This window comes from Deltaproteobacteria bacterium (assembly GCA_016219225.1).
Lineage (GTDB): Bacteria > Desulfobacterota > RBG-13-43-22 > RBG-13-43-22 > RBG-13-43-22 > RBG-13-43-22.
The window spans coordinates 13,426-32,896 of sequence record JACRBX010000032.1 but is presented as its reverse complement, the minus strand read 5'-3'; the positions used below and the strand labels follow the sequence as shown (position 1 = coordinate 32,896).

Sequence of the window (19,471 nt, the reverse complement as noted above, 5' to 3'; positions counted from 1 at the left end):
GGGGTAGTGGACCTCGGAGAGACCATTGAAAGGGCCGTCCGGCGGGAAGTGGAAGAGGAAACCGGTTTGCAGGTGGAAGTGTCGGCCTTTATCGAAGTCTTTGAACGGATACTGCCTGACCCGCAAGGGAAAATTCTTTATCATTATGTGGTCCTGGATTACTTGTGTCGGCTTAACGGCGGGTTGGTCAAGGCCGGCAGCGATGCCGCAGAGGCCGGTTTTTTCCCTCTGGATCATTTGGGACCATTTAACCTGCACCGGGACACGGAAGGAGTTATACGGAAAGCTTATCAAATTTATAAAAAATTTTCTTGACCTGTTAGAGAAAAGGGAAGTAAAAAGAAAATAAGCTTCATCCGGTAATTTTGAGTTTCCGGATGAAAATTAATTAAACCCTGTCAACCGATTTTCAAAAGAGGTTTGTTTTCCCGGTCTGCCTCCGGCGGACCTTTAGCGGATACTCCGCCTCCGGCGGATTCACCAATAAGGATAAAAATATTTTTCCTTGCTTCCAATGACGGCCCCTTTCGGTCTCAAAAGAGATCAGGGGCGGGCACTCGCAGTACATATTCAGGTAACACAAAAGAACAGGTTTCAAAATAAAGTTTCAAGGTGCAAGATGCAAGTGAGAAAAACCTTGTACTTTGAAGCTATTTTCATGCTTCGTTGCGCTCCCCCTACCTTTGCTTTTCCCCTCCGAGGGGAATGTGGGGGGTGGGGACAGGGGTAATTTTCATGCTTCGCCGGTGCTTCGGCAGGGGCAAGCGTGAAACTATCCCCCAATAAAAGATAAAGCAAAAAGGACCGGGGCAAAGTCTATGGAAAAAGAGGGCAAGACCAGGGGCAAATGGTTATTTTTTGGGATCGGGCTGATCGCTTCCTTAAGTTTGGGTTGGGTTGCTTTTCCAAAGATAATTCAGGTTGCGCAAGAACAACCGGTCCGGTTCAGTCACCTGAAGCATGGGGAAGAGGCCACCTTAAAATGCGAAGACTGCCATTTTTTTAAGCCTGACGGCACGTTCGCCGGCATACCGCCTATAACCAAGTGTCTGGAATGCCATGGCGGATTGGAGATAACCGAAGAGGAACAAGATCTTATAAAAAGGGGTCTGGCCTGGCACATTTATTCCAAACAACCCGATCACGTCTTTTTCTCTCACATCGCCCACATTAAGATGGCCAAAATAGAATGCAAGACCTGTCATCAGTCCGTAGGCGGCAAGACCGATAAAAATCCGACCTATCGCTATAAATGGATTTCCGGATATGCCCCGGAAGCCATGACGATGAAAACCTGCGAAACCTGTCATGAAAAAAAGGGGATAAGCAACGCCTGTTTTGTTTGTCATAAGTAAGATAATCCTGTAAATCCTGTCAAAAAAGTTTTTTATAAGGAAACAAGATGGCGATTGATCGAAGGGATTTTTTGAAATTCGCGGTCGGTGGGGCGGTAGGAACCATGCTCACCCCTTTGCCCTGGGTTTCCATGGACGAAGCGGCCAAATGGACCCAGCGCTGGGGCCCGGTCCTTCAAAGAGGGGGGACTTCCTTTCTTAATTCCGTGTGCAGACTCTGCCCCGGGGGGTGCGGGATCCGTATCAGACTGATCGAACAGAAAAGGGCCGTCAAGATCGAAGGTAACCCCAACCATCCGGTCAATCGGGGCGGCCTCTGCCCTTTAGGCCTGGCCGGTCTTCAATATCTGTATTATGAAGAGAACCGTATTAAAACCCCCTTGAAACGGGACGGAGCCAGGGGATTTGGGGACTGGAGACCCATTACCTGGGAAGAGGCCTTATATCAAATAACAGTCAGGTTAAAGGAATTAAGAGAAAAAGACCTCCCCCACACAGTTGCCCTGGTGGATGGCGAAAAACCAGGAAGTCAAAGTCAACTGCTGGCCCGGTTTTTAAAGGCCTACGGCTCTCCTAATTATATCCGTCCCTTCCAGTTAAGCGAGCTGGAAGAAATAGTTACCCAAACCCTACACGGGGTCCGGGCCGGGATAACCCTCGACCTTCCCCGGTCCCGCTATATCTTGAGTTTCGGTGCTGCCTTGCTCGATGGCTGGGGGAATCCCTCCTGGGTGGGTCAGGCTTTTCAGGAATGGCGACAGGAATCCCAGAAGGCAAAGGCCAGACTGGTCCAAATTGAACCCCTGGCTTCGACAACGGCCTCTATGGCTGACGAATGGGTGGCCATAAGGCCGGGAACGGAAGGGATACTGGCCCTCGGGTTGGCCCAGGTGATGATCGAGAAAGGCTGGTTTCACAAAGAACTGGTCCAGGCCAGGACTATCGGACTGGAGGGCTTGAGGGATCTGTTAAATAAGAATTATACCCCTGACCAGACGGCCAAAACAACTGAGATTCCCAAGGAAACCATTGAAAAACTGGCTCAGGACTTCTCCTCGGCCGAACAGCCGGTGGCCCTTTGGGGCAAGGGCAAGGGGGAATTGCCCATCAGTTTGTTTGAGGCTCAGGCCATACATATCCTGAATATCTTAGCCGGTTCGATCAACAGGCCGGGCGGGGTCTATTTGCAGCCCGGATTCCCATACATTTCCTGGCCGAAACTCTCCTTAGATAAAACAGCCGAAAAGGGTCTGGCCCAACCCCGGCTGGACGGGGCTATGTCCCCCAAATACCCCAAGACCGGCAATCTGGCCTGTAATCTCTTTGAAAATGCCGCCCGAAAAACCCCTTATCCGGTTAATCTCCTTTTTCTCAACGAGGTCAATCCGGTTTTTTGTTTGGGAGAAAGGCATTTTCTCCGGGCCTTGGAAAAGATCCCTTTTGTCGTCTGTTTTTCTTCTTTTATGGATGAGACCGCCAATCTGGCCGACCTGATACTGCCGGTTTCCAACTTTCTGGAACGCTGGGATGATAGCTATAACTGCCAGGGAGTGCCTTTTCCGATCTATGGTTTGACCAAACCGGTTTTCCCTCCCCTTTATGACACTAAATCGAGCGGGGAGACCATTCTGGCCCTGGCCAAAAATCTGGGTGAGAAGGTCGAGGAAGCTTTTCCATTTGAAAAAATAGAAGAGGTCTTCAAACAGGCGGCCAGGGGCCTGTTTAATTCCAAGAAGGGCCGCCTGACCGACGGCCCGCTGCCGGAGGCCGGGAAGTATGCTCCGGCCCATTTTGAATCCTTCGATAAATTCTGGGAACAATTAGTGGCCCAGGGCACCTGGTATGACCTGGAAAACAAGTCCGAAGGAGGGAAGGGCAAATGGGATTTTTCCGCCGCCACCCTTCAGGCCCCGGCACCCAGGCCCCAATCTCTAAAAGAATATCCTCTCTGGTTGATCCCCCAGTCCCTGATGCTGCTCCAATCAGGATATCTTCCTAATCCCCCTTTTCTTACCAAATACCTGGGGGAAGAGGTTTTAATAAAGAACACCCTGGTCGTACAAATCCATCCGGAGACGGCCCGATCTCTTTCTTTGTCGGAAGGGAGCCCGGTTGAGATCCAATCGGCCAACGGCCGGATCAAGGCCCTGATCCATCTCTTTGAAGGGGCCAGGCCCGGATGTGTCTTTGTCCCCCTTGGAATGGGACACAAGGCCTTTGACCCCACCCTCAAAGACCGGGGAGCCAATCCTTATCCCATCCTGGATAGCGTGGTGGATCCCCAGACCGGTATGGAAGTGGCTTGGGCCACCCGGGTAAAGATTGTGAAGGTCTGAATGGTTTCACCTGTCCAGATCTTTTGGAAATGATGATTATGAAAGCCAATGCAGGAGTCTGTCACCTATGAAAAAGTCCTCAGGGGGAAAAGAATTGTATGGCATGGTCATTGACCTGGATAAATGCATCGGATGCGGGGCCTGTGCCGTGGCTTGTATGGCTGAAAACAACCTGGCCTTCCGGTATGATGAGACGGATAAACTGAAGTCCGCCACCTGGATGCGGCTCTACCGCCTGAGCAACGGGCAGCCCTATCCCAGGACCCGGGTGGTTTACCTGCCCAGGCCCTGTATGCACTGTCAGCATCATACCCCTTGTGTCTCGGTCTGTCCGGTCACGGCCACGCAAATGGATGAAAAAGGTATTGTCAGCCAGATCTATTCCCGCTGCATCGGCTGCCGGTATTGTATGGCCGCCTGTCCTTATCATGTCCGCTATTTCAATTGGTGGGACCCGGTCTTTCCCAAAGGACTGGAGAATTATTTGAATCCCGATATCTCCGTGGCCATGCGCGGGGTAGTCAGTAAATGTACCTTTTGCAACCATCGCTATCAACGGGCTAAGGATCGGGCCTATATGGAAGACCGGCGGGACCTCAAAGAAAGCGAATACATCACGGCCTGCACCGAGGCCTGCCCGACCAAAGCCATCGCCTTCGGTAACCTTAAGGACCCTCAAAGTCAGGTCGCCAAACTGAAAAAAAGTCCAAAGGCCTTTCGGCTCCTGGAAAAATTAGGGAGCGAGCCCAAGGTTTATTACCTGTCTACCCAGGACTGGGTCCGTCGCCAGGGGGATAATGTCTTAAAAGAAGAAGTGGCCAGAAAGGCTTCATGAAAATAGGTCCAAGATCCAGGGTTTAAGGTTTAAGGTTTTTCAGGCTGAAACTTGCAACTTGCATCGTGCAACTGTATTTTCAAACGAAGCCCTCATACCACGCTTAGGGCGTGGCACAACGAAACATTGAAAATGCGAATATCGAATATCGAATATTGAATATCGAATCATGAATGTCGAAGTAAGGTTGGTTTTAAACCCGAAACCCGCAACGATATTTTCGAACTAAGAGGTAAGAAATGGACCAAATCGTGATTTCCAAGGACAGCCCGATCATTCCTGAAGGTTTGCCCCGGTGTTCCCTGCTTAAATTTTCCCTGTGGATTGTCTTCCTGCTCCTGATATTGGGATGGGGGCTGGTGGCCGCTGTGCTGATCCTCTGGAAGGGTTTGAATCAGACCAATATGAATGATTATTTCGGGTTTGCCTTGTGGATCACCTTTGATCTGTCCATCATTGCCCTTGGGGCCGGGGCCTTTTTTACCGGCTTCCTGTTCTATATCTGGCGCAAACAGGAACTCAAGGCCATTATCAATTTTGCGGTTATTATCGGTTTTGTCTGCTATAGCGGGGCTATTCTCATCCTGAACCTGGATATAGGGCAGCCTTTGCGGGCCTGGTACGGGTTCTGGCACCCGAATATCCATTCCATGCTGACCGAGGTGATGTTCTGCATTACCCTCTATCTCGGGGTCCTGATGATCGAATACCTGCCCCTGGTATTGGAAAACCGGAAAATCAACGCCAACCCGGGGGCCCATTATTTCGCCCACAACCTCCATGATCTGATGTTTATCTTTGCCGCTACCGGGACCTTTTTATCCTTTTTCCATCAAGGCTCCCTGGGGGGCATGTTCGGGGTTATGTTTGCCCGGCCTTTTGCCTTCCGGGAAGGGATATTTATCTGGCCCTGGACCTTTTTTCTGTTTATCGCCTCGGCCATCGCCTCCGGCCCGGCCTTTACGGTATTAATCACTTCTCTGGTCCAGAAATGGACCGGCCGGCAATTAGTCCGGCAAGACATACTGGCCCTGATGGGCAAGATCGCCGGCCGGTTACTGATCGTTTATCTTGTTCTGAAATTGGCCGATACGGTTTATTGGGCGGCCTCGATCCTGCCGGCCCGGGGGATGGGCTTTTGGGAACAGTATCGATCGCCTTATGGATTCTGGCTGGTGGTGGCCGAATTAGGGGTTTTCGGTATCCTCCCGGCCCTCATGCTGCTAAACCGGAAAATACGGATGCATCCCGGCTGGTTGACCCTGGCCTGCCTGCTTGCCTGCAGCGGGGTGGTCTTTAACCGCTTTGTCTTTACCGTGGTCTCCCTGGCCCTGCCGGTGATGCCCTTCGACCGCTTTGTGACCTACTGGCCCAGTTGGCAGGAATGGGGATCCTCCTTGTCCATCCTGGCCTACGGCGCCCTGATTATCTCCCTGTCCTATCGTTACCTGCCGGTCTTTCCGCAGGAGAGGGAACTGAATGGATAAGGGATCGACTCCATACTATTTTGTGTTGTGGTTTTTTCTTGACATCCGGCCTTAAAAAGGTCAAAATTTCTCCATGGTTAAGCGGATTCTGTTAATAAGCGGATTTATCTGTCTGATGACCTTGGGGAGTTCCCTAAGGGCCGGAGAAGTGAGGAGTTCAGAACCCTCGATTTTTTTGAATCCGACTTCTTTAAATGTCGGGGAGCTGGTACCCCCCAAATCGGTCATACGAAGCATCGTCGTTAAAAATTTCGGGGATTCCTCCCTCTATATCTCCAAGATTAAATTTACCTGAGGCACCAATCTGGTACGGTGGGATCCGTACATCCCGGCCGGCGGTCAGGGTGAAATAGTGGTGGAACTGGAGCCTAACCGCTTAAATGGAAAATTTGAAAGAATCCTGACCGTCTTGAGCAACGACCCCAAAAACCCGGAAATGCGTATACGTTTTTATGGACATGCCCCTGAGTTTCCTTACACCAGTGCAGGTGATCATATTTGATTGCGACGGAGTGCTCTTTGACTCCCGAAAGTCCAATCAATTTTTCTATAATCAGCTGTTAACGCACTTTGGAAAGCCCCCCCTGACCGAAGCCGCTTTGCATTATGTGCATATGCATACGGTCACGGAATCGGTTGAATTTTTGTTTCGGGATGGTTCTCTCCGAGACCAAGTTGATCTTTATCGACAGAATTTGGATTATACTTCTTTTTTCCGCATGATGGAAATGGAACCGGGACTTCTTGACTTTCTGGCTTTTATCCGTCCCTGGGCCAAGACCGCCATTTCCACCAATCGGACAACCACCATCGGCCCGGTATTGACCCTTTTCTCCTTAGACCCCTGGTTTGATCTGGTGGTCAGTGCCTTGGATGTGGATCGACCGAAACCGGATCCGGAATCGATTTATAAAATCATGTCCTATTTTAAGGTCGGCCCCGAAGAGTGCCTTTTTATCGGGGATTCGGAAGTGGATGCCCAAACCGCCTTGAGTGCCGGGGTGCCTTTAGTAGCTTATAAAAATGAAGAGTTGACCGCCGCCCTCCATGTCGGAGGGTTTTCGGAATTAACCGATGCCTTCAAAAAAAATAACCACCTATTCATACCCGCTCCCCTGGTGTCGGCCGGGGAAAGTTGAGAGGCAACCCATGATCTTTAAGAACCATCGGACCTTAAAAGGAGTTGTTCTGCTCCTCTCTTTTTTCAGTTCTTTGATCTATGCTTTTGGGGTATCCCAGGAAGTACGCCCTATTTCCCAATTGGCGGGGACCATTGCGGCTCCGATGGAAGAGAGAAAGCAAGCCCTGTCGGCCGGCGACAAGATTTTTGTGTCTTTAGACCAGGCCCGCCCGGTTAAAAAAGGGGATCTCCTGGAGATTTTTCAGCCAGCCATTTTGTCCGGGAAAGATAATAAGGATTTTTTATTCACCAAAGTAGGCCAGGTGATTATCCTGGAGATCACCGGGCAAAGTCTATTGCTCTGTGAGATTGTTTCCAGCCAAAGAGAAGTGGTGGTTGGAGACCGGATTTATTTCCCGGAGAATTAACCGAAAAGGAAGAGAAAACCATGCGGGATCAGATGAAGAATTTCCTCTTTTTTGTGGTGGCTTTTTTCGGTTTGTTTGGTTGGGGGGGGACGATGGGAACCGCCTCGGCCCAACAATCCGCAGCCCCGGTTAACCAACCGAATCCGCAAGAGATCAAAACAGCCTTTATCCAGAAACTGACCCAGGCCATTTCTTTCCGAGCCGCCCACCTGATCTTTGATTATCAGAAAAGACCGGTTATCGGGGTCCTTATCGCTGATTTTGATAATCCCTCCGGGGAAGAAATCGTCATCGGAGAGGAGATCGCTACGGCCATACGGGCGGCCCTCGATAAAGAAAAACAATTTCATGTTTACGGGAAAGAGCACCCTGCCAGCCAAAGCCTGAAAACCAGCCTCGCTTCGGATCCTTCATGGCGGGTCACTTCTCAGAGAAATTTCCAGCAGGACCTGGTAAAAAACTTTAAGGCCTTTCCGGTCGATTTGGTTATTACCGGGCAGGTCAGCCCGACTCCTGGGAACCAATTGAAAGTTTCAGTAAACCTGATCCCTTTTTATGAACCCATAAACCTGGTTGAAACGGAAAGCGGTAGAAGCGACATTTCAACAGAGCAGTTTCTCGGCCCGATTCTGTCCCCGCAGGAGATTTCCCGGGCATTAACCGTTATTCGACGTCCCCAGGTGCCGAAAGGGCGTTTGGTTATTGTTTCTCTTTCGGTCAAAGAGAAAGAGAGAAGTCCTGGACCTGACAAAAATTCATCTCCGGTGATTGCCTCCAGAACCCTGTCGGAAGCTGTTCAAGATCCGGGCTTGAAGACAAAATCCAACAGTGACTTTACCTGTTGGCTGGATGATAAGGAACTAACAATCATTACCGATTGGGAGGGGTCGAAGAAAAAGGAATACCACGATATACTGAGCGGGTTTGCTGCCGATACGATCTGGTTTGACAATGGGATAGAAGAAGGCCCTCATTCGATTTTTTTCAGCTTCTCCAAAATTCCGCCTAAAAATCAATATAAGACCCTTTTGAAATCCTTTTCCGTTAAAAAGGGGACTACCAATTATCTTTTCTTTACTATTTTGTCCGAACCATCGGCCGAGCCTGAGGTCCGGGTCCGTTATATTATTGATCCCCAGAATAAATCCCTGCCGTTTTAGAACAAAAAAAGTTGCAAGATGCAAGTTTCAAGCGGGAATGACGAGTGTTTACATAGTCATCAAACCTTGAACCCTGCACCTTGGACCTATTCCTAATTCTCCCCGCTAAATCGTTCGGAAAGGGAGGTTTTAAATATTTTAGGGGTGATAAAAATAAGCAGTTCGGAGTCCTGGGTGGTTTTGTAACGGGTTTTGAAAAGCCAGCCCAAGAGAGGGATATCCGCCAGGCCAGGAACCTTGTTTTCCAGATAAGTTTCCTTTTTAAAAAGGATCCCGCCGATCACGACCGTATCCCCATCATTGACCATCATTTCCGTGTCTGTTTCTTTGGTATTAATAGTCGGATTTCCCAGGGAATCCACTTTGGTAAAATCCGGTTCATTTTTAGAAATTTTCACCTTGATCCGGATTTTTTTAATATTGGAAATATGGGGGGTAACGGAAAGGACCAGAGCGGCATCTTTGTAGGTGGTGGAAAAGGTATTGTTTTGATCTCGTGTCGTCACTGGAATCGATTGCCCCTGTTTGATAGTCGCCTCTTTGTTGTCAAGGGTTAATACCTTGGGGGAAGATATGGTCCTTCCCCTGCCGGCTTGCTCCATAGCTTGAATGCGGGCATCGATATTCAAGTTCGTTGACGCAAAAGTAAAGCCAAGACCGCCAAAAGCGGTAGAGGCAGTGGTAAACGGAAGGTTGACGGCATAATTATTGCCGGTTCCCGTCACCGTTTCCGTACCTCGAATGGTCCCGGCAAAAGGCCCGGAGGCATTGGCGAAGGAATAAGCCCCTCCCCAGCGAATCCCCAAGTCCCTGGTGAAATTGGCATCGGCTTCGACAATACGGGCCTCGATCATGACCTGGGAAATGGGCTGGTCAATCTTTTTTATCAGGTTTTCTATATAATTCAGCTCCCGGTCAAGCCCTCTAGCAATCAGGATATTGGTATGGGGCACACTGATGACATGCACATTAGATCCCAGGATCCTGGTGGTTTCCGTCAGGGTCACCTTTTCGCTACCGGGCTGTTTTTCACTGGCCATCTTCTTTTCTTTTTCGAGCGATCCCTGAATCAGGTCTTCCACCAACTTTACATCCACGTATTTGATCTGGAATTCCCTGGTGTTCCAGAGAACTTTTCCGACTTTTTGGCGACGCTCTTCATTTTTCAAGGATTCCTCTTCCCTTTTCTGGGCCTCCAGGTGCCTTTTGTTTTGATCGTCCAGTATTTTTTTATAATTCTCCGTCGTGATTATCAAAAAAGTTTTTTCACCACGGCTGTCCTTTTTAAGATTATTCGCATCCAGGATGGAATCCAGGGCTTCGTCCCAGGGGACTTCTTTCAGGCTTAAGGTCACCTTTTTTTCCTTGACATCATCCCCGACCACGATATTGACTCCCCCGGTTTCGCCGATTAGACGCAGGACATTGTGGAGATTGGTCATATAAAAATCAAAGGTGACGAGGGGTTTTTTTGAAAGGGATTTTTCCTCCTTGTGACGATATTCCTGGATATTTTTTTCCTTTTTGAATTCCTCGATAGTCATCTCCGGCAGATAATCCCGGTCCTTTTTGGGGGGAAGGGGTTTCGCCATTAAAGGTTCGATTTTGGGAAAGTCTGCAAAAAGGAAATAGCCTTTTTCTTTTTGGGTGGAAATGTGATAGGTCGCAGGTTGGGAAAAGGTGAAAACAATCCGGACCGTCTTTTTGTTGAATTGGGAAAATCTCAATCCTTCAATCAAGGGGTCTTTAATCTTAAAAGAATGGCCCTTCTCCAAAACACAGGGACTCAAGTCGACCACCACCCGGTAGGGTGCGGTGAGGATAAAAGAACGATGGGAAACGGGCAGGCTTGTTTTAAGGATAACCCGCAAGCGATCCGGTAGGACCTGGTCCTCTATCAGCAGTAAGCGCGGTTTCGGGGAGGGGTTTTTGCTTTTAGCCCAGAGAGAAAAACCATTATCTCCGGAACCAAAAAGAAAAAACAACAAGCCTGTAAAAAAGGTAAGGATCAGTCTTCTGTGTCTGTTCATGTCAGCTCTCAATAATAAATGGTGCAGTTTATTGTTTCTCATTGTTGAGGCATCTTTAAAGAAATTTTCCGGACACCTTTTCGGCCTAAGAAATCCTGAAAAGGTTCCTCGATAATGACTTCCTTGTCGGCAATCCGGATTACTTTCCCCCCCTTTTTACCTATTCGGCTTCCTACCTGCACTAAAAATCCCTTTCCGGTCATGTCCTGGACCATGGCCTTTTTAACTCCTGAACCGGAGACTATCCCGACTAACTCAAATTCGTTGATTTCAAATTGTTCCAAGGGTAAGATCTTGGCCTTCCCTTCACCTTTGGCCTCGAGTTGGGTGCTCACGGGTTGAAAGGGGTCCGGTTTTCCGATCGGATTATAAAGGGGGTCGGGTTCCGGTAGTTCGGTTTTTTTCAAAGAAACCACCGGGGCCTGTGGGACCACAGGGGCCTGGGGGGGGGGTGTTTTTCCTGTCCAAGCCTTTTGGGGCATGGGTTGGGGGAGGGGAAGCAATTTCCGGGTCGAACCATCCTCCTGACCCTTTTCATGGCAGCCCCCTAAGGACAAGAACAAAAAGATAAATAGGATCAAACCTTTTTTCATCGGTTATTTTTTCTTTTCAGCCTTCGCTGCCGGTGTCGGGGATGGCGGCGGAAGGGGCAAGACCCGAAAAGTGGTTATCTGACAGCGGGCATTAATGCGGCCGGTCTTTTCCTCAAAGGCCCCTAACTCCAGTTGTTTCACATTAATAATCCGGGGCAGCCGCCGGAGACGGTCAAAAAATATTCCGATCTCATGATAAGTCCCTTTGATATGTATGGTGATCGGGATTTCCGCCACAAATTCTCTGGGGTTTTCCTTTTCCGGTTTAAAAAGAAGAAATTCCAGTCCTTGCTGTTGACCCAGGTTGGAAACGGTTTTAAGCAGGAGAGGGATTTCTTTGGCTTCCGGTAACATATTCAGGATCACTTTATATCGGACATCCATTTCAGCCAGCTCTTGTTTGAAACGGGCAATCTGGCTCCGGGTCCGGATAATTTGGGCTAATTTGATTTTTTCCCGGTCGATCTCTCCCTGGAGGGCTTTTGATTCTTCCCAACGGGGTCTAAGCAGGAAAAATCCCAGAACCGCTCCTAAAAGAACCATCCCCAAAACCGCCAGTAATATTTTTTGGGCCAGGGGGAGCTGGGTCAGACGGTCTGTGATGTCCGGTAAGGGATTCATCGGCCCCTCATTTTTTCTCGACAGTATTCTCACCTGGCGGAGCCGGAGATTTCAGCCGGGCGGTCAGGGTGAATTGTTTTACTTTTAAATCCTTATAATTGGCCTGGGTGGATTGAACCAAATCGACCTGACTCACGAAGGGTGCGTTTTGAAGACGTCTCATGTACTCGGCCAGGGTCTCGTTACTGAAGGACATCCCATCTATCCGGACTTCGGAACCGGTTTCCCGCAAACTGATCAGCCAGAGCTGGTTGACCGGCAGTATGGTTGAAAGAACTTCCATCAGACGAACCGGGCCATGCCGCTCTTTTTCCAGATTTTGAAGCAGATCCAGCCTGGTTTGGGCCGTTTCTTTTTTTTCCTTAAGCTCTTTGATTTCTTTCTGGAGGGTTGCAGCAGCCTGCGTTTGTTTTACTAAAACCCCTTTTTCTTCCTTGAGGGTTTGGACTTCGACCCCTAACTTCCAATATCCCAGAAGGAAGGCTGTTATCAGGAGTCCATAAATCAGAACGATACCCTGAAACAGCCTGAACCGTCCCTTCCCTTTTCGGACCTCATGGGCGGCTAACAAATTAATCCGGATCATCAGGCCCCCTTTTGTCGTAAGGCTAAGCCGAAGGCAATAGCCATTTGAGGTCCAAGACTTTGGATATACTTGGGGTCGAAAAGATCAGGATCTGTCTGGACCAGGGAAAAGGGATTAAATAATTCAACCGGGAGCTGGAGCCCTTTCGATAAAAATTGAGGAAGACCGGGTAACAACGAAGAGCCGCCTGACAAGACGATTTTCGTCGGTTTGGTTTCCGGGTCCGATGCGGTTAAAACATCAAGGATCTTTTTAATCTCATCCATCCAGGTTTGGACAACCGATAAGAAGGAAGGACCGATTTGATCCAGTTGGTCCGGGGAACGGTCCCACATCAGTTTAACCTTTTCGGCCTCCTCAAAAGAAAGACCTAATTGGGATTGTATTTGTTCCGTGAGTTGCCGGCCTCCTAAAAAGATGTCCCGGGTAAAAACCGGGCCGTCCTGGCTTAAGATGTGAACGGTGATTTGGCTGGCCCCTAGATTAATCAAGGCCACCGGGCTGCCACTTAAAGGATATTTCATTTCGTAGGCATTGGCTAAGGCCAAGGCCGCTACGTCGGCAATACAGGCTTCAAGTCCCGCCAGGTTAAAGACTTCCAGGAAGGCATTCAGGGTTTCTTTTTTGACGGCAACCAAAAGGACGGACAGGGAATCAGGGTCTTCCTTAAGGGGACCCAGGATTTGAAAATCCAGGTTAACTTCTTTAATATCAAAAGGAATATGCTGTTGGGCTTCATATTGTATTGATTGGGACAACTCTTTTTCGGTCATAGACGGCAGGTTGATTTTTTTTATAATAACCGAATAGCCTGAAATGGCAAAAACGATCTCTTTAGAAGGTATTTGCAGGTGGGTAAATAAAGATTGTAAAGACTTGGCGATTAATTGAGGTTCCTTGATAGCTCCGTTGACTATCGAGGAGGGGGGTAGATTGGCCAGACCGAAATTGTTTAGAAAAATCCCTTTCTGACGTTGGATCAGATGACAGACCTTAATGGCTTGAGAGCCGATATCTACTCCAATATATTTATCTTTTTTGGCTCCGGAAAACCACATCATATCTTCTTATTTTGGGATCATGGTATATAACTTATTGTATTTATTTAAATAATAATCATGCCTGCGGCCTCTTGACTCTATCGACAATCCCCTTTTTACTTTCACTATCCCTAATTTTATCGATTCTGTCAAGAAATTTATTGGGTTTTTCCATGTTAGGACAAATGGTTAGGCCGGTTTATCCTCTGGGGGCTGAGCCGGGGGGAGGAAAACCGACAGTGTTGACCAAAGGGAATACTAACCAAAAGTATTTGAGATTTAAGAATTCAGGAGCCAGAATTAAGAATGAGTATCAATCATTAAAGGATTTAGGGTTTATTCTGGATTGTGAAGAAGAAGGGAGGGAGGGTAAAAATCTTGGCCGTGCATCCTTTCTCGAATCCACGCCAGCGAAGTCCTTTGTCCAAAGACCAGCATTAGAGATAGATACGACACAAACCGCATTATTTACCGCTGCTTCCTTCCGGACCTGACGGGGTTCATAACCGTTTGTTGCGTACCGTCCAATGTGGACTTTAGAAAAGGGTTCTTTGCTGTCGTTACAATCCTCAAAAGGAAATTCAGCCCCGCATGAGCGGATTTCGGGTACAGGGCACCGCCAACTCCCCGCTTAGCACGGCCAAGAAAGTATCAGGCATCAACCCGTTCTTTTAATTCTTTTCCGACCTTAAAAAAAGGGAGTCTTTTTTCGGAGACATTGATTATGGAACCGGTTTTCGGGTTTCTTCCTTTATATCCTTGATAATTTTTGACCTTAAAACTCCCAAAACCGCGGATTTCAACCCTCTCCCCCTCGGCCAGGGCCTCCTCAATGCTTTCAAAAAAGTGGGTTACCACTAATTCAGCATTTTTGATGGTCAGGTCCTGGTCTTTGGCTAAGGCTTCAATCAACTGGGACTTGTTCATCTTTAGATTCCCTTTCTTTAATAGTAAGGATTAAATTAATTATATTCGAGTATTATACCTCTTTTTCCTGAAAAGGCAAGACTTTTTCATTGATTTTTATTAAGGGGTGATATAAAAACCGAGACTTAAGCGAAGAAAAAACCTGTTTTTGAGATGCATTCTCAGATTGGCCATGGCTAAAGCAACTCATATCATCATCACCATTGACGGCCCGGCCGGGGCGGGAATAAGCACCGTTACCAGACTGTTGGCCGATCAACTGGGGCTGGAGTGTCTCGATACCGGGGCTATGTACCGGGTTGTGGCCTGGTTCCTCAGGGAGCACAAAAAAGAAGCCTTGTCCGGAGAAGCCTTGCTTCTTTTATTGCAGGAGCTGGATTTTATCATTGAAGGAAATGGTCCGGCCCAGAAGGTCTGGGTTCAAGGCCGGGATATCAGCCAGGAAATTCGAACTCCGGAAATCAGTCAATTGGCTTCAGCGGTTTCCATGAAACCCGAGGTACGTTCCATTTTGGCAGAGAAGCAGAAGGCCTATGGGGAAAAGGGAGGTCTGATCGCCGAAGGGAGAGACATGGGGACGATTATATTCCCTCAGGCGGATTATAAATTTTTTTTGGATGCTTCTCTTGAGATCAGGGCTCAAAGAAGATATGAAGAGCTTTCCCAAAGAGGGCAATCCGTATCCCTGGAGGAAGTGAAACGGGAGATGGAGGCCCGGGACCGTCAGGATCAAGAAAGGGCCTTGGCCCCCCTTTTCCCCGCCCAGGATGCCCGACGGATCGATACTTCTCATTTATCTTCCGAAGAGGTGGTTAAAACAATTCTTTCCCATATTTTATTAAGAAAAAATGCCGATCCCCAACGGGCTTGAATCAGGGGATAAAGGGGGCTTCAAATAAACTTGATTTTAATGAATATTTTTGATATTTATTATCGATTAGGCATAATCAATTAGCGAAAATAAAGTGACAAGATGCAAGTTTCAAGTTATGAAAACCTTGGATGTTGAATCTATTTTCATGATTCGTAGCGCCCAATGGGGCCTGCGGGTTTAAGAAGGGAAACGCCTTAGAAGAAAAAAAAGGAATTTTAGGGGGAAAAAAGGTTAATGGAAAAAAGGACAGAGGAAATGGGCAACCAAGAAAACGAAACCAAAGCCAAAGAGATGACCACTGTGCAGGAAAGATCCCAGGGAAGCCAGGGGGAAGAAGAGTTTAAGGAACTGTATGAAGAAAGCCTTAAGACTTTTCAAGAAGGGGAAGTGGTAAAAGGAAGGATTGTCAGTATCGACAAGGAATTTGTGATGATCGATATCGGTTATAAATCAGAAGGCCGTATTCCCATTCATGAATTCATGACCCCTTCAGGGGAGATAACCGCACAGATCGGCGAAGGGGTGGACGTTCTGATTGAAAAACGGGACGATGAAGAAGGGGATATCCTCCTTTCTAAAGAAAGGGCCGCCAAAATCCTGGTCTGGGATGAAATAAGCCGAATTTATCGGGATGATGGAGTGGTCGAAGGCAAGATCATCGGAAAAGTCAAAGGCGGACTTACGGTGGACATCGGCATCCCGGCCTTTCTTCCAGGCTCTCAAATCGATTTACAACCCGTTCGAGAAATGGATAGTCTTTTAGGGGCCTCTTTCCCGTTCAAGATACTCAAGTACAATAAAAAAAGGAATAACGTAGTCCTTTCACGCCGGGCTCTCCTGGAAAAGGAAAGGGAACAACAAAGAAATACCATTCTGAACACGATCGAAACCGGCCAGGTCATGGAAGGTGTGGTGAAAAATATTACCGATTATGGGATTTTTATCGATCTGGGGGGAATTGACGGCCTGTTGCATGTCACCGACATGAGCTGGGGCCGGGCCAGTCATCCCTCCGAACTTTGCAAGGTTGGAGATATCCTCCGTGTTAAGGTCCTGAATTTTGACCGGGACCGTCATCGGGTTTCCTTAGGGTTGAAGCAACTCTATCCCGATCCCTGGACCACGGTGACGGAACGGTACCCTATCGGCCGAAGGATACAAGGGAAAATCGTCAACTTAACCGACTATGGGGCCTTTGTGGAATTGGAAAATGGGGTCGAAGGTTTGATTCATGTTTCCGAAATGTCCTGGACCCAAAAGGTCAAACATCCCTCTAAAATCGTTTCCGTGGGGGACATGATCGAGGCCTTGGTCCTGTCGGTGGATTCCGATAAAAAAAGGATTTCTTTGGGGATGAAACAGGTCGAACCCAATCCCTGGGATGTGATTGCTGAAAAATACCCGGTAGGCACAGTGATTGAAGGAAAGATAAAAAACATCACCGATTTCGGTCTCTTTATTGGTATTGACGAAGGGATCGACGGCTTGGTGCATATTTCCGATATGTCCTGGACCAAGCGGGTGAAGCATCCTTCGGAATTGTACAAAAAAGGGCAGGAGGTGCAGGCCAAGGTCTTGCACATCGATAAGGAACAAGAACGGTTTTCATTAGGGATCAAGCAGTTGGAGCCCGACCCGTGGGAGGAAATTCCCAAGAAATATCCTACCGGGGCTATGGTCAACGGCGTCATCACCAATGTCACCGATTTTGGAATATTTGTCGAGATTGAAGAAGGGGTAGAAGGATTGGTCCATGTATCAGAGGCCAGTAAGGAAAAGATCAAAACGCCCGTCGGCCTTTTTAAGGTGGGGGATACGATCACGGCCAAGGTCATCAATGTTGCCAAGAAAGAAAGAAGAATAGGGCTTTCCATCCGCCGGGCCAAGAAAGATGAAGAGCAGACTTTGATCAAAGAATACATGGGCGGTTCCAAAGAAGCCAGTTCCAATCTGGGCGATTTACTTAGAGAGGAAATGGAAAACAAAAACAAATTCGCCCTGGATTCTTCCGAATCCTGATTTTATAAACTGGTCTTGATATTCTGGTGAGGCTAAAAATCCAGAATTTAAAATCTCGTATCAGTTTAACTTTTTGAAAACACACCGATAACTTCTCGGTCATTCCCGTGAAAAAGGGAATCCAGGTGTTATGCTGAGCTGAAAAGAACCTGGATTCCCGTTTTCACGGGAATGACCTATGAGAAAGTCAGAATTTTCAGGTGAAAGTCACAAATTTTCAACGGGCTAAATTGTTACCAAATTTCTTTTTGGCTAAGTATTTGGCTCCGAACTCTTCACTCATAACTTCTTATTATTAAGGTTAGGGCCTTGTCAGAAAGAAAACACCCCATTCTTTTCGGTATCCTGATTTCCGGTTTGGTGATTGTGGGGTTGGGTCTTTTGTTCGGGGGGGTATCTTTTCTCCTTGATGAGGATTCCAGCCTACGCTTTGGAAATCGGATCGGGGTGGTCTCCATAAAAGGAATCATTTCCGATTCCAAGCCGGTGGTGGAGTTAATAAAAAAATATCGTAAAGACGACCGGGTCAAGGCGATCCTTCTCCGTATCGATTCCCCAGGAGGGGGTACCGCCGCGTCCCAGGAGATTTATCGAGAAATCCAGAGGACCGTTTCCAAGAAAAAAGTGGTGGCCTCCATGGGAAATGTGGCGGCTTCCGGAGGATATTATGTCGCCCTGGCAGCCAATAAAATTGTGGCCAATCCGGCAACCTTGACCGGAAGCATCGGGGTAATCCTGGATCTGCCCAATTTTAAAGAACTCCTTAAAAAAATCGGGGTAAGCCGGGAAACGGTTAAAAGCGGTCCTTATAAAGACATCGGTTCACCGGTACGGGAGATGACGCCGGAAGAGCGGCGTCTTTTGGAAGAGGTTATTAACAATGTCTATCAACAATTTGTCGAGGTTGTCGTTAAAGGGCGAAAGTTGAGCCGGGAACAGGTGGAGAAGATTGCCGATGGGCGTATCTTCACCGGAGAACAGGCCAAGGCCCTGGGGTTGATCGATGAATTGGGAAGTTTCGAAGACGCCATAGACCTGACTAAAAAGATGGTCGGCCTTTCCGGCGAAGTCAAATTGATTTATCCGGAAAAGAAAAGGCTCTCTGTGTGGGATCTTATTTTCAGTAAAATGATCGGGGAGATCATCCAGTCCCTTCAAACCGATTGGCCGGCCCAACTCAACCTGATCCCGCCTATTTTTTATAAGAATTGACGGAATTCTCCTAACCCTTCCCTTATCACCTCGACCTCATCATCAATCAGAGAAATGATTGTTGACGGCTGGCTGGCCAGGATGCCCCCGTCGATGGTCAGATCGATTTGGGCACCGAAGGTTTCTTCGATCAAAGAAGGATCGGAAAAGACTTCTCCGCCGGAGAGTCCGACGCTGGTGCTGATGATCGGATTTCCCAGGGTCTTGACCAGAGACAGGCAGATATTGTTATTGGGCACCCGGATGCCCACGGTCTTTCTTTTGGTCACCATGATCTTGGGAACCAGTTTGGTACCCGGGAGGATAAAGGTGTAGGGCCCCGGCAGACAACGTTTCATGATTTTATAGGCCTGATTGGTGACCTGGGCGTATAAACTGATGTTTTTTAAATCCGAGCAGATAAAACTGAAAGGTTTTTGGAGGTCTCTCTTTTTGATCTGGTAGATACGTTGGATCGCTTTTTTGTTGTACATATCACACCCGAACCCGTAGATCGTATCGGTCGGGTAGGCGATGACTCCTCCGTCCTTTAAGAGGTCGACGGCCTTATCAATCAGTCGCTTCTGGGGATTGGAAGAGTTGATCCGGAAAACCATAAAAGCTCCTTTAATACGAAAATAGAAAAATTCAGGCTATAGGCACGAGGCTATAGGCTATAGGCGAATAAAGCCCATAAACCCATTTAATTTTGCCCATAGCCCATCGCCTAAAAAATTTTCATGCTTCGTGGTGACCCAATGAGTCATGAGGGTTTAGTTCGAAAATAGATTCCAATTTCGGATTTCGGAATTTAAAAGAAACTCTCCTTCAACATTCATGATTCGATATTCGATATTCGATATTCGCTT

18 protein-coding genes and 1 other RNA gene are annotated in these 19,471 nt (G+C 47.9%); 11 read left to right on the top strand and 8 right to left on the bottom strand.

Features of this window, described 5'->3' with window-relative positions:
• The 8 genes from HY879_02475 to HY879_02440 all read left to right on the top strand — a co-directional run.
• Positions 1-315, top strand: a 315-nt coding sequence (locus HY879_02475) for an NUDIX domain-containing protein (protein ID MBI5602196.1), incomplete at its 5' end; no start/stop codon positions are given.
• A 503-nt stretch (positions 316-818) separates the two neighbouring features.
• A complete protein-coding gene (locus HY879_02470; protein ID MBI5602195.1) occupies positions 819-1,355 on the top strand; it encodes a cytochrome c3 family protein in 537 nt (178 codons plus the stop codon).
• Between the two features lie 47 nt (positions 1,356-1,402).
• On the top strand, positions 1,403-3,691 hold the full coding sequence (locus HY879_02465) for a molybdopterin-dependent oxidoreductase (GenBank protein ID MBI5602194.1): 2,289 nt from the start codon (positions 1,403-1,405) through the stop codon (positions 3,689-3,691).
• A 67-nt stretch (positions 3,692-3,758) separates the two neighbouring features.
• The gene (locus tag HY879_02460; GenBank protein MBI5602193.1) at positions 3,759-4,526 is read left to right on the top strand and encodes a 4Fe-4S dicluster domain-containing protein; all 768 of its coding nucleotides are present in this window, start codon (positions 3,759-3,761) and stop codon (positions 4,524-4,526) included.
• A gap of 239 nt (positions 4,527-4,765) precedes the next feature.
• Positions 4,766-6,013, top strand: a complete 1,248-nt coding sequence (gene nrfD, locus HY879_02455; protein ID MBI5602192.1) for a polysulfide reductase NrfD — start codon at positions 4,766-4,768, stop codon at positions 6,011-6,013.
• Positions 6,014-6,471: 458 nt separating this feature from the next.
• The gene (locus HY879_02450) at positions 6,472-7,152 is read left to right on the top strand and encodes an HAD family hydrolase (GenBank protein MBI5602191.1); all 681 of its coding nucleotides are present in this window, start codon (positions 6,472-6,474) and stop codon (positions 7,150-7,152) included.
• 10 nt (positions 7,153-7,162) lie between these two features.
• Positions 7,163-7,561 carry a hypothetical protein gene (locus HY879_02445; protein ID MBI5602190.1) on the top strand — a complete coding sequence of 133 codons (399 nt, stop codon included), beginning with the start codon at positions 7,163-7,165 and terminating at the stop codon, positions 7,559-7,561.
• A gap of 20 nt (positions 7,562-7,581) precedes the next feature.
• Entirely contained in the window at positions 7,582-8,721 is a 1,140-nt protein-coding gene (locus tag HY879_02440) for a hypothetical protein (protein MBI5602189.1), read from the top strand.
• A gap of 92 nt (positions 8,722-8,813) precedes the next feature.
• Here the strand turns inward: HY879_02440 and pilQ are convergent, their stop codons facing one another.
• The 7 genes from pilQ to HY879_02405 all read right to left on the bottom strand — a co-directional run bounded on the left by pilQ (position 8,814) and on the right by HY879_02405 (position 14,518).
• Complete coding sequence (gene pilQ / locus HY879_02435; GenBank protein ID MBI5602188.1) at positions 8,814-10,751, bottom strand: type IV pilus secretin PilQ; 1,938 nt, start codon at positions 10,749-10,751, stop codon at positions 8,814-8,816.
• A gap of 38 nt (positions 10,752-10,789) precedes the next feature.
• On the bottom strand, positions 10,790-11,344 hold the full coding sequence (locus HY879_02430) for a pilus assembly protein PilP (protein MBI5602187.1): 555 nt from the start codon (positions 11,342-11,344) through the stop codon (positions 10,790-10,792).
• Positions 11,345-11,347: 3 nt separating this feature from the next.
• The gene (gene pilO / locus HY879_02425) at positions 11,348-11,965 is read right to left on the bottom strand and encodes a type 4a pilus biogenesis protein PilO (protein ID MBI5602186.1); all 618 of its coding nucleotides are present in this window, start codon (positions 11,963-11,965) and stop codon (positions 11,348-11,350) included.
• A 7-nt stretch (positions 11,966-11,972) separates the two neighbouring features.
• Positions 11,973-12,551 (bottom strand): PilN domain-containing protein, encoded by a 579-nt coding sequence (locus HY879_02420; GenBank protein ID MBI5602185.1) that lies wholly within the window; start codon positions 12,549-12,551, stop codon positions 11,973-11,975.
• On the bottom strand, positions 12,551-13,612 hold the full coding sequence (gene pilM / locus HY879_02415; GenBank protein MBI5602184.1) for a type IV pilus assembly protein PilM: 1,062 nt from the start codon (positions 13,610-13,612) through the stop codon (positions 12,551-12,553). Before pilM ends, HY879_02420 begins: the two co-directional genes overlap by 1 nt.
• Positions 13,613-13,973: 361 nt before the next feature.
• Positions 13,974-14,231, bottom strand: an RNA gene (gene ffs / locus HY879_02410) — signal recognition particle sRNA large type.
• A gap of 11 nt (positions 14,232-14,242) precedes the next feature.
• The gene (locus HY879_02405) at positions 14,243-14,518 is read right to left on the bottom strand and encodes an integration host factor subunit beta (protein ID MBI5602183.1); all 276 of its coding nucleotides are present in this window, start codon (positions 14,516-14,518) and stop codon (positions 14,243-14,245) included.
• A 172-nt stretch (positions 14,519-14,690) separates the two neighbouring features.
• Between HY879_02405 and cmk the strand changes: the two genes are divergently transcribed.
• From cmk to sppA, 3 genes are all read left to right on the top strand, one after another.
• Positions 14,691-15,389, top strand: a complete 699-nt coding sequence (gene cmk / locus HY879_02400) for a (d)CMP kinase (GenBank protein MBI5602182.1) — start codon at positions 14,691-14,693, stop codon at positions 15,387-15,389.
• A 237-nt stretch (positions 15,390-15,626) separates the two neighbouring features.
• Positions 15,627-17,411: a 30S ribosomal protein S1 gene (locus tag HY879_02395; protein ID MBI5602181.1), complete on the top strand. Its 1,785-nt coding sequence runs from the start codon at positions 15,627-15,629 to the stop codon at positions 17,409-17,411.
• Between the two features lie 309 nt (positions 17,412-17,720).
• Positions 17,721-18,623, top strand: a complete 903-nt coding sequence (sppA, locus tag HY879_02390; GenBank protein ID MBI5602180.1) for a signal peptide peptidase SppA — start codon at positions 17,721-17,723, stop codon at positions 18,621-18,623.
• Here the strand turns inward: sppA and HY879_02385 are convergent.
• Positions 18,611-19,219, bottom strand: coding sequence for a threonylcarbamoyl-AMP synthase (locus tag HY879_02385; GenBank protein MBI5602179.1), 609 nt, complete (start codon positions 19,217-19,219; stop codon positions 18,611-18,613). The genes sppA and HY879_02385 overlap by 13 nt on opposite strands.
• Positions 19,220-19,471: the final 252 nt, after the last annotated feature.

Coding starts and splice junctions, on each gene's coding strand:
- HY879_02450 (MBI5602191.1), top strand. CDS start 6,472: ATGCCCCTGAGTTTCCTTACACCAGTGCAGGTGATCATATTTGATTGC.
- HY879_02460 (MBI5602193.1), top strand. CDS start 3,759: ATGAAAAAGTCCTCAGGGGGAAAAGAATTGTATGGCATGGTCATTGAC.
- HY879_02385 (MBI5602179.1), bottom strand. CDS start 19,219: ATGGTTTTCCGGATCAACTCTTCCAATCCCCAGAAGCGACTGATTGAT.
- cmk (MBI5602182.1), top strand. CDS start 14,691: ATGGCTAAAGCAACTCATATCATCATCACCATTGACGGCCCGGCCGGG.
- HY879_02470 (MBI5602195.1), top strand. CDS start 819: ATGGAAAAAGAGGGCAAGACCAGGGGCAAATGGTTATTTTTTGGGATC.
- nrfD (MBI5602192.1), top strand. CDS start 4,766: ATGGACCAAATCGTGATTTCCAAGGACAGCCCGATCATTCCTGAAGGT.
- HY879_02440 (MBI5602189.1), top strand. CDS start 7,582: ATGCGGGATCAGATGAAGAATTTCCTCTTTTTTGTGGTGGCTTTTTTC.
- HY879_02405 (MBI5602183.1), bottom strand. CDS start 14,518: ATGAACAAGTCCCAGTTGATTGAAGCCTTAGCCAAAGACCAGGACCTG.
- HY879_02465 (MBI5602194.1), top strand. CDS start 1,403: ATGGCGATTGATCGAAGGGATTTTTTGAAATTCGCGGTCGGTGGGGCG.
- HY879_02445 (MBI5602190.1), top strand. CDS start 7,163: ATGATCTTTAAGAACCATCGGACCTTAAAAGGAGTTGTTCTGCTCCTC.
- pilM (MBI5602184.1), bottom strand. CDS start 13,612: ATGATGTGGTTTTCCGGAGCCAAAAAAGATAAATATATTGGAGTAGAT.
- HY879_02420 (MBI5602185.1), bottom strand. CDS start 12,551: ATGATCCGGATTAATTTGTTAGCCGCCCATGAGGTCCGAAAAGGGAAG.
- HY879_02430 (MBI5602187.1), bottom strand. CDS start 11,344: ATGAAAAAAGGTTTGATCCTATTTATCTTTTTGTTCTTGTCCTTAGGG.
- pilO (MBI5602186.1), bottom strand. CDS start 11,965: ATGAATCCCTTACCGGACATCACAGACCGTCTGACCCAGCTCCCCCTG.
- pilQ (MBI5602188.1), bottom strand. CDS start 10,751: ATGAACAGACACAGAAGACTGATCCTTACCTTTTTTACAGGCTTGTTG.
- HY879_02395 (MBI5602181.1), top strand. CDS start 15,627: ATGGAAAAAAGGACAGAGGAAATGGGCAACCAAGAAAACGAAACCAAA.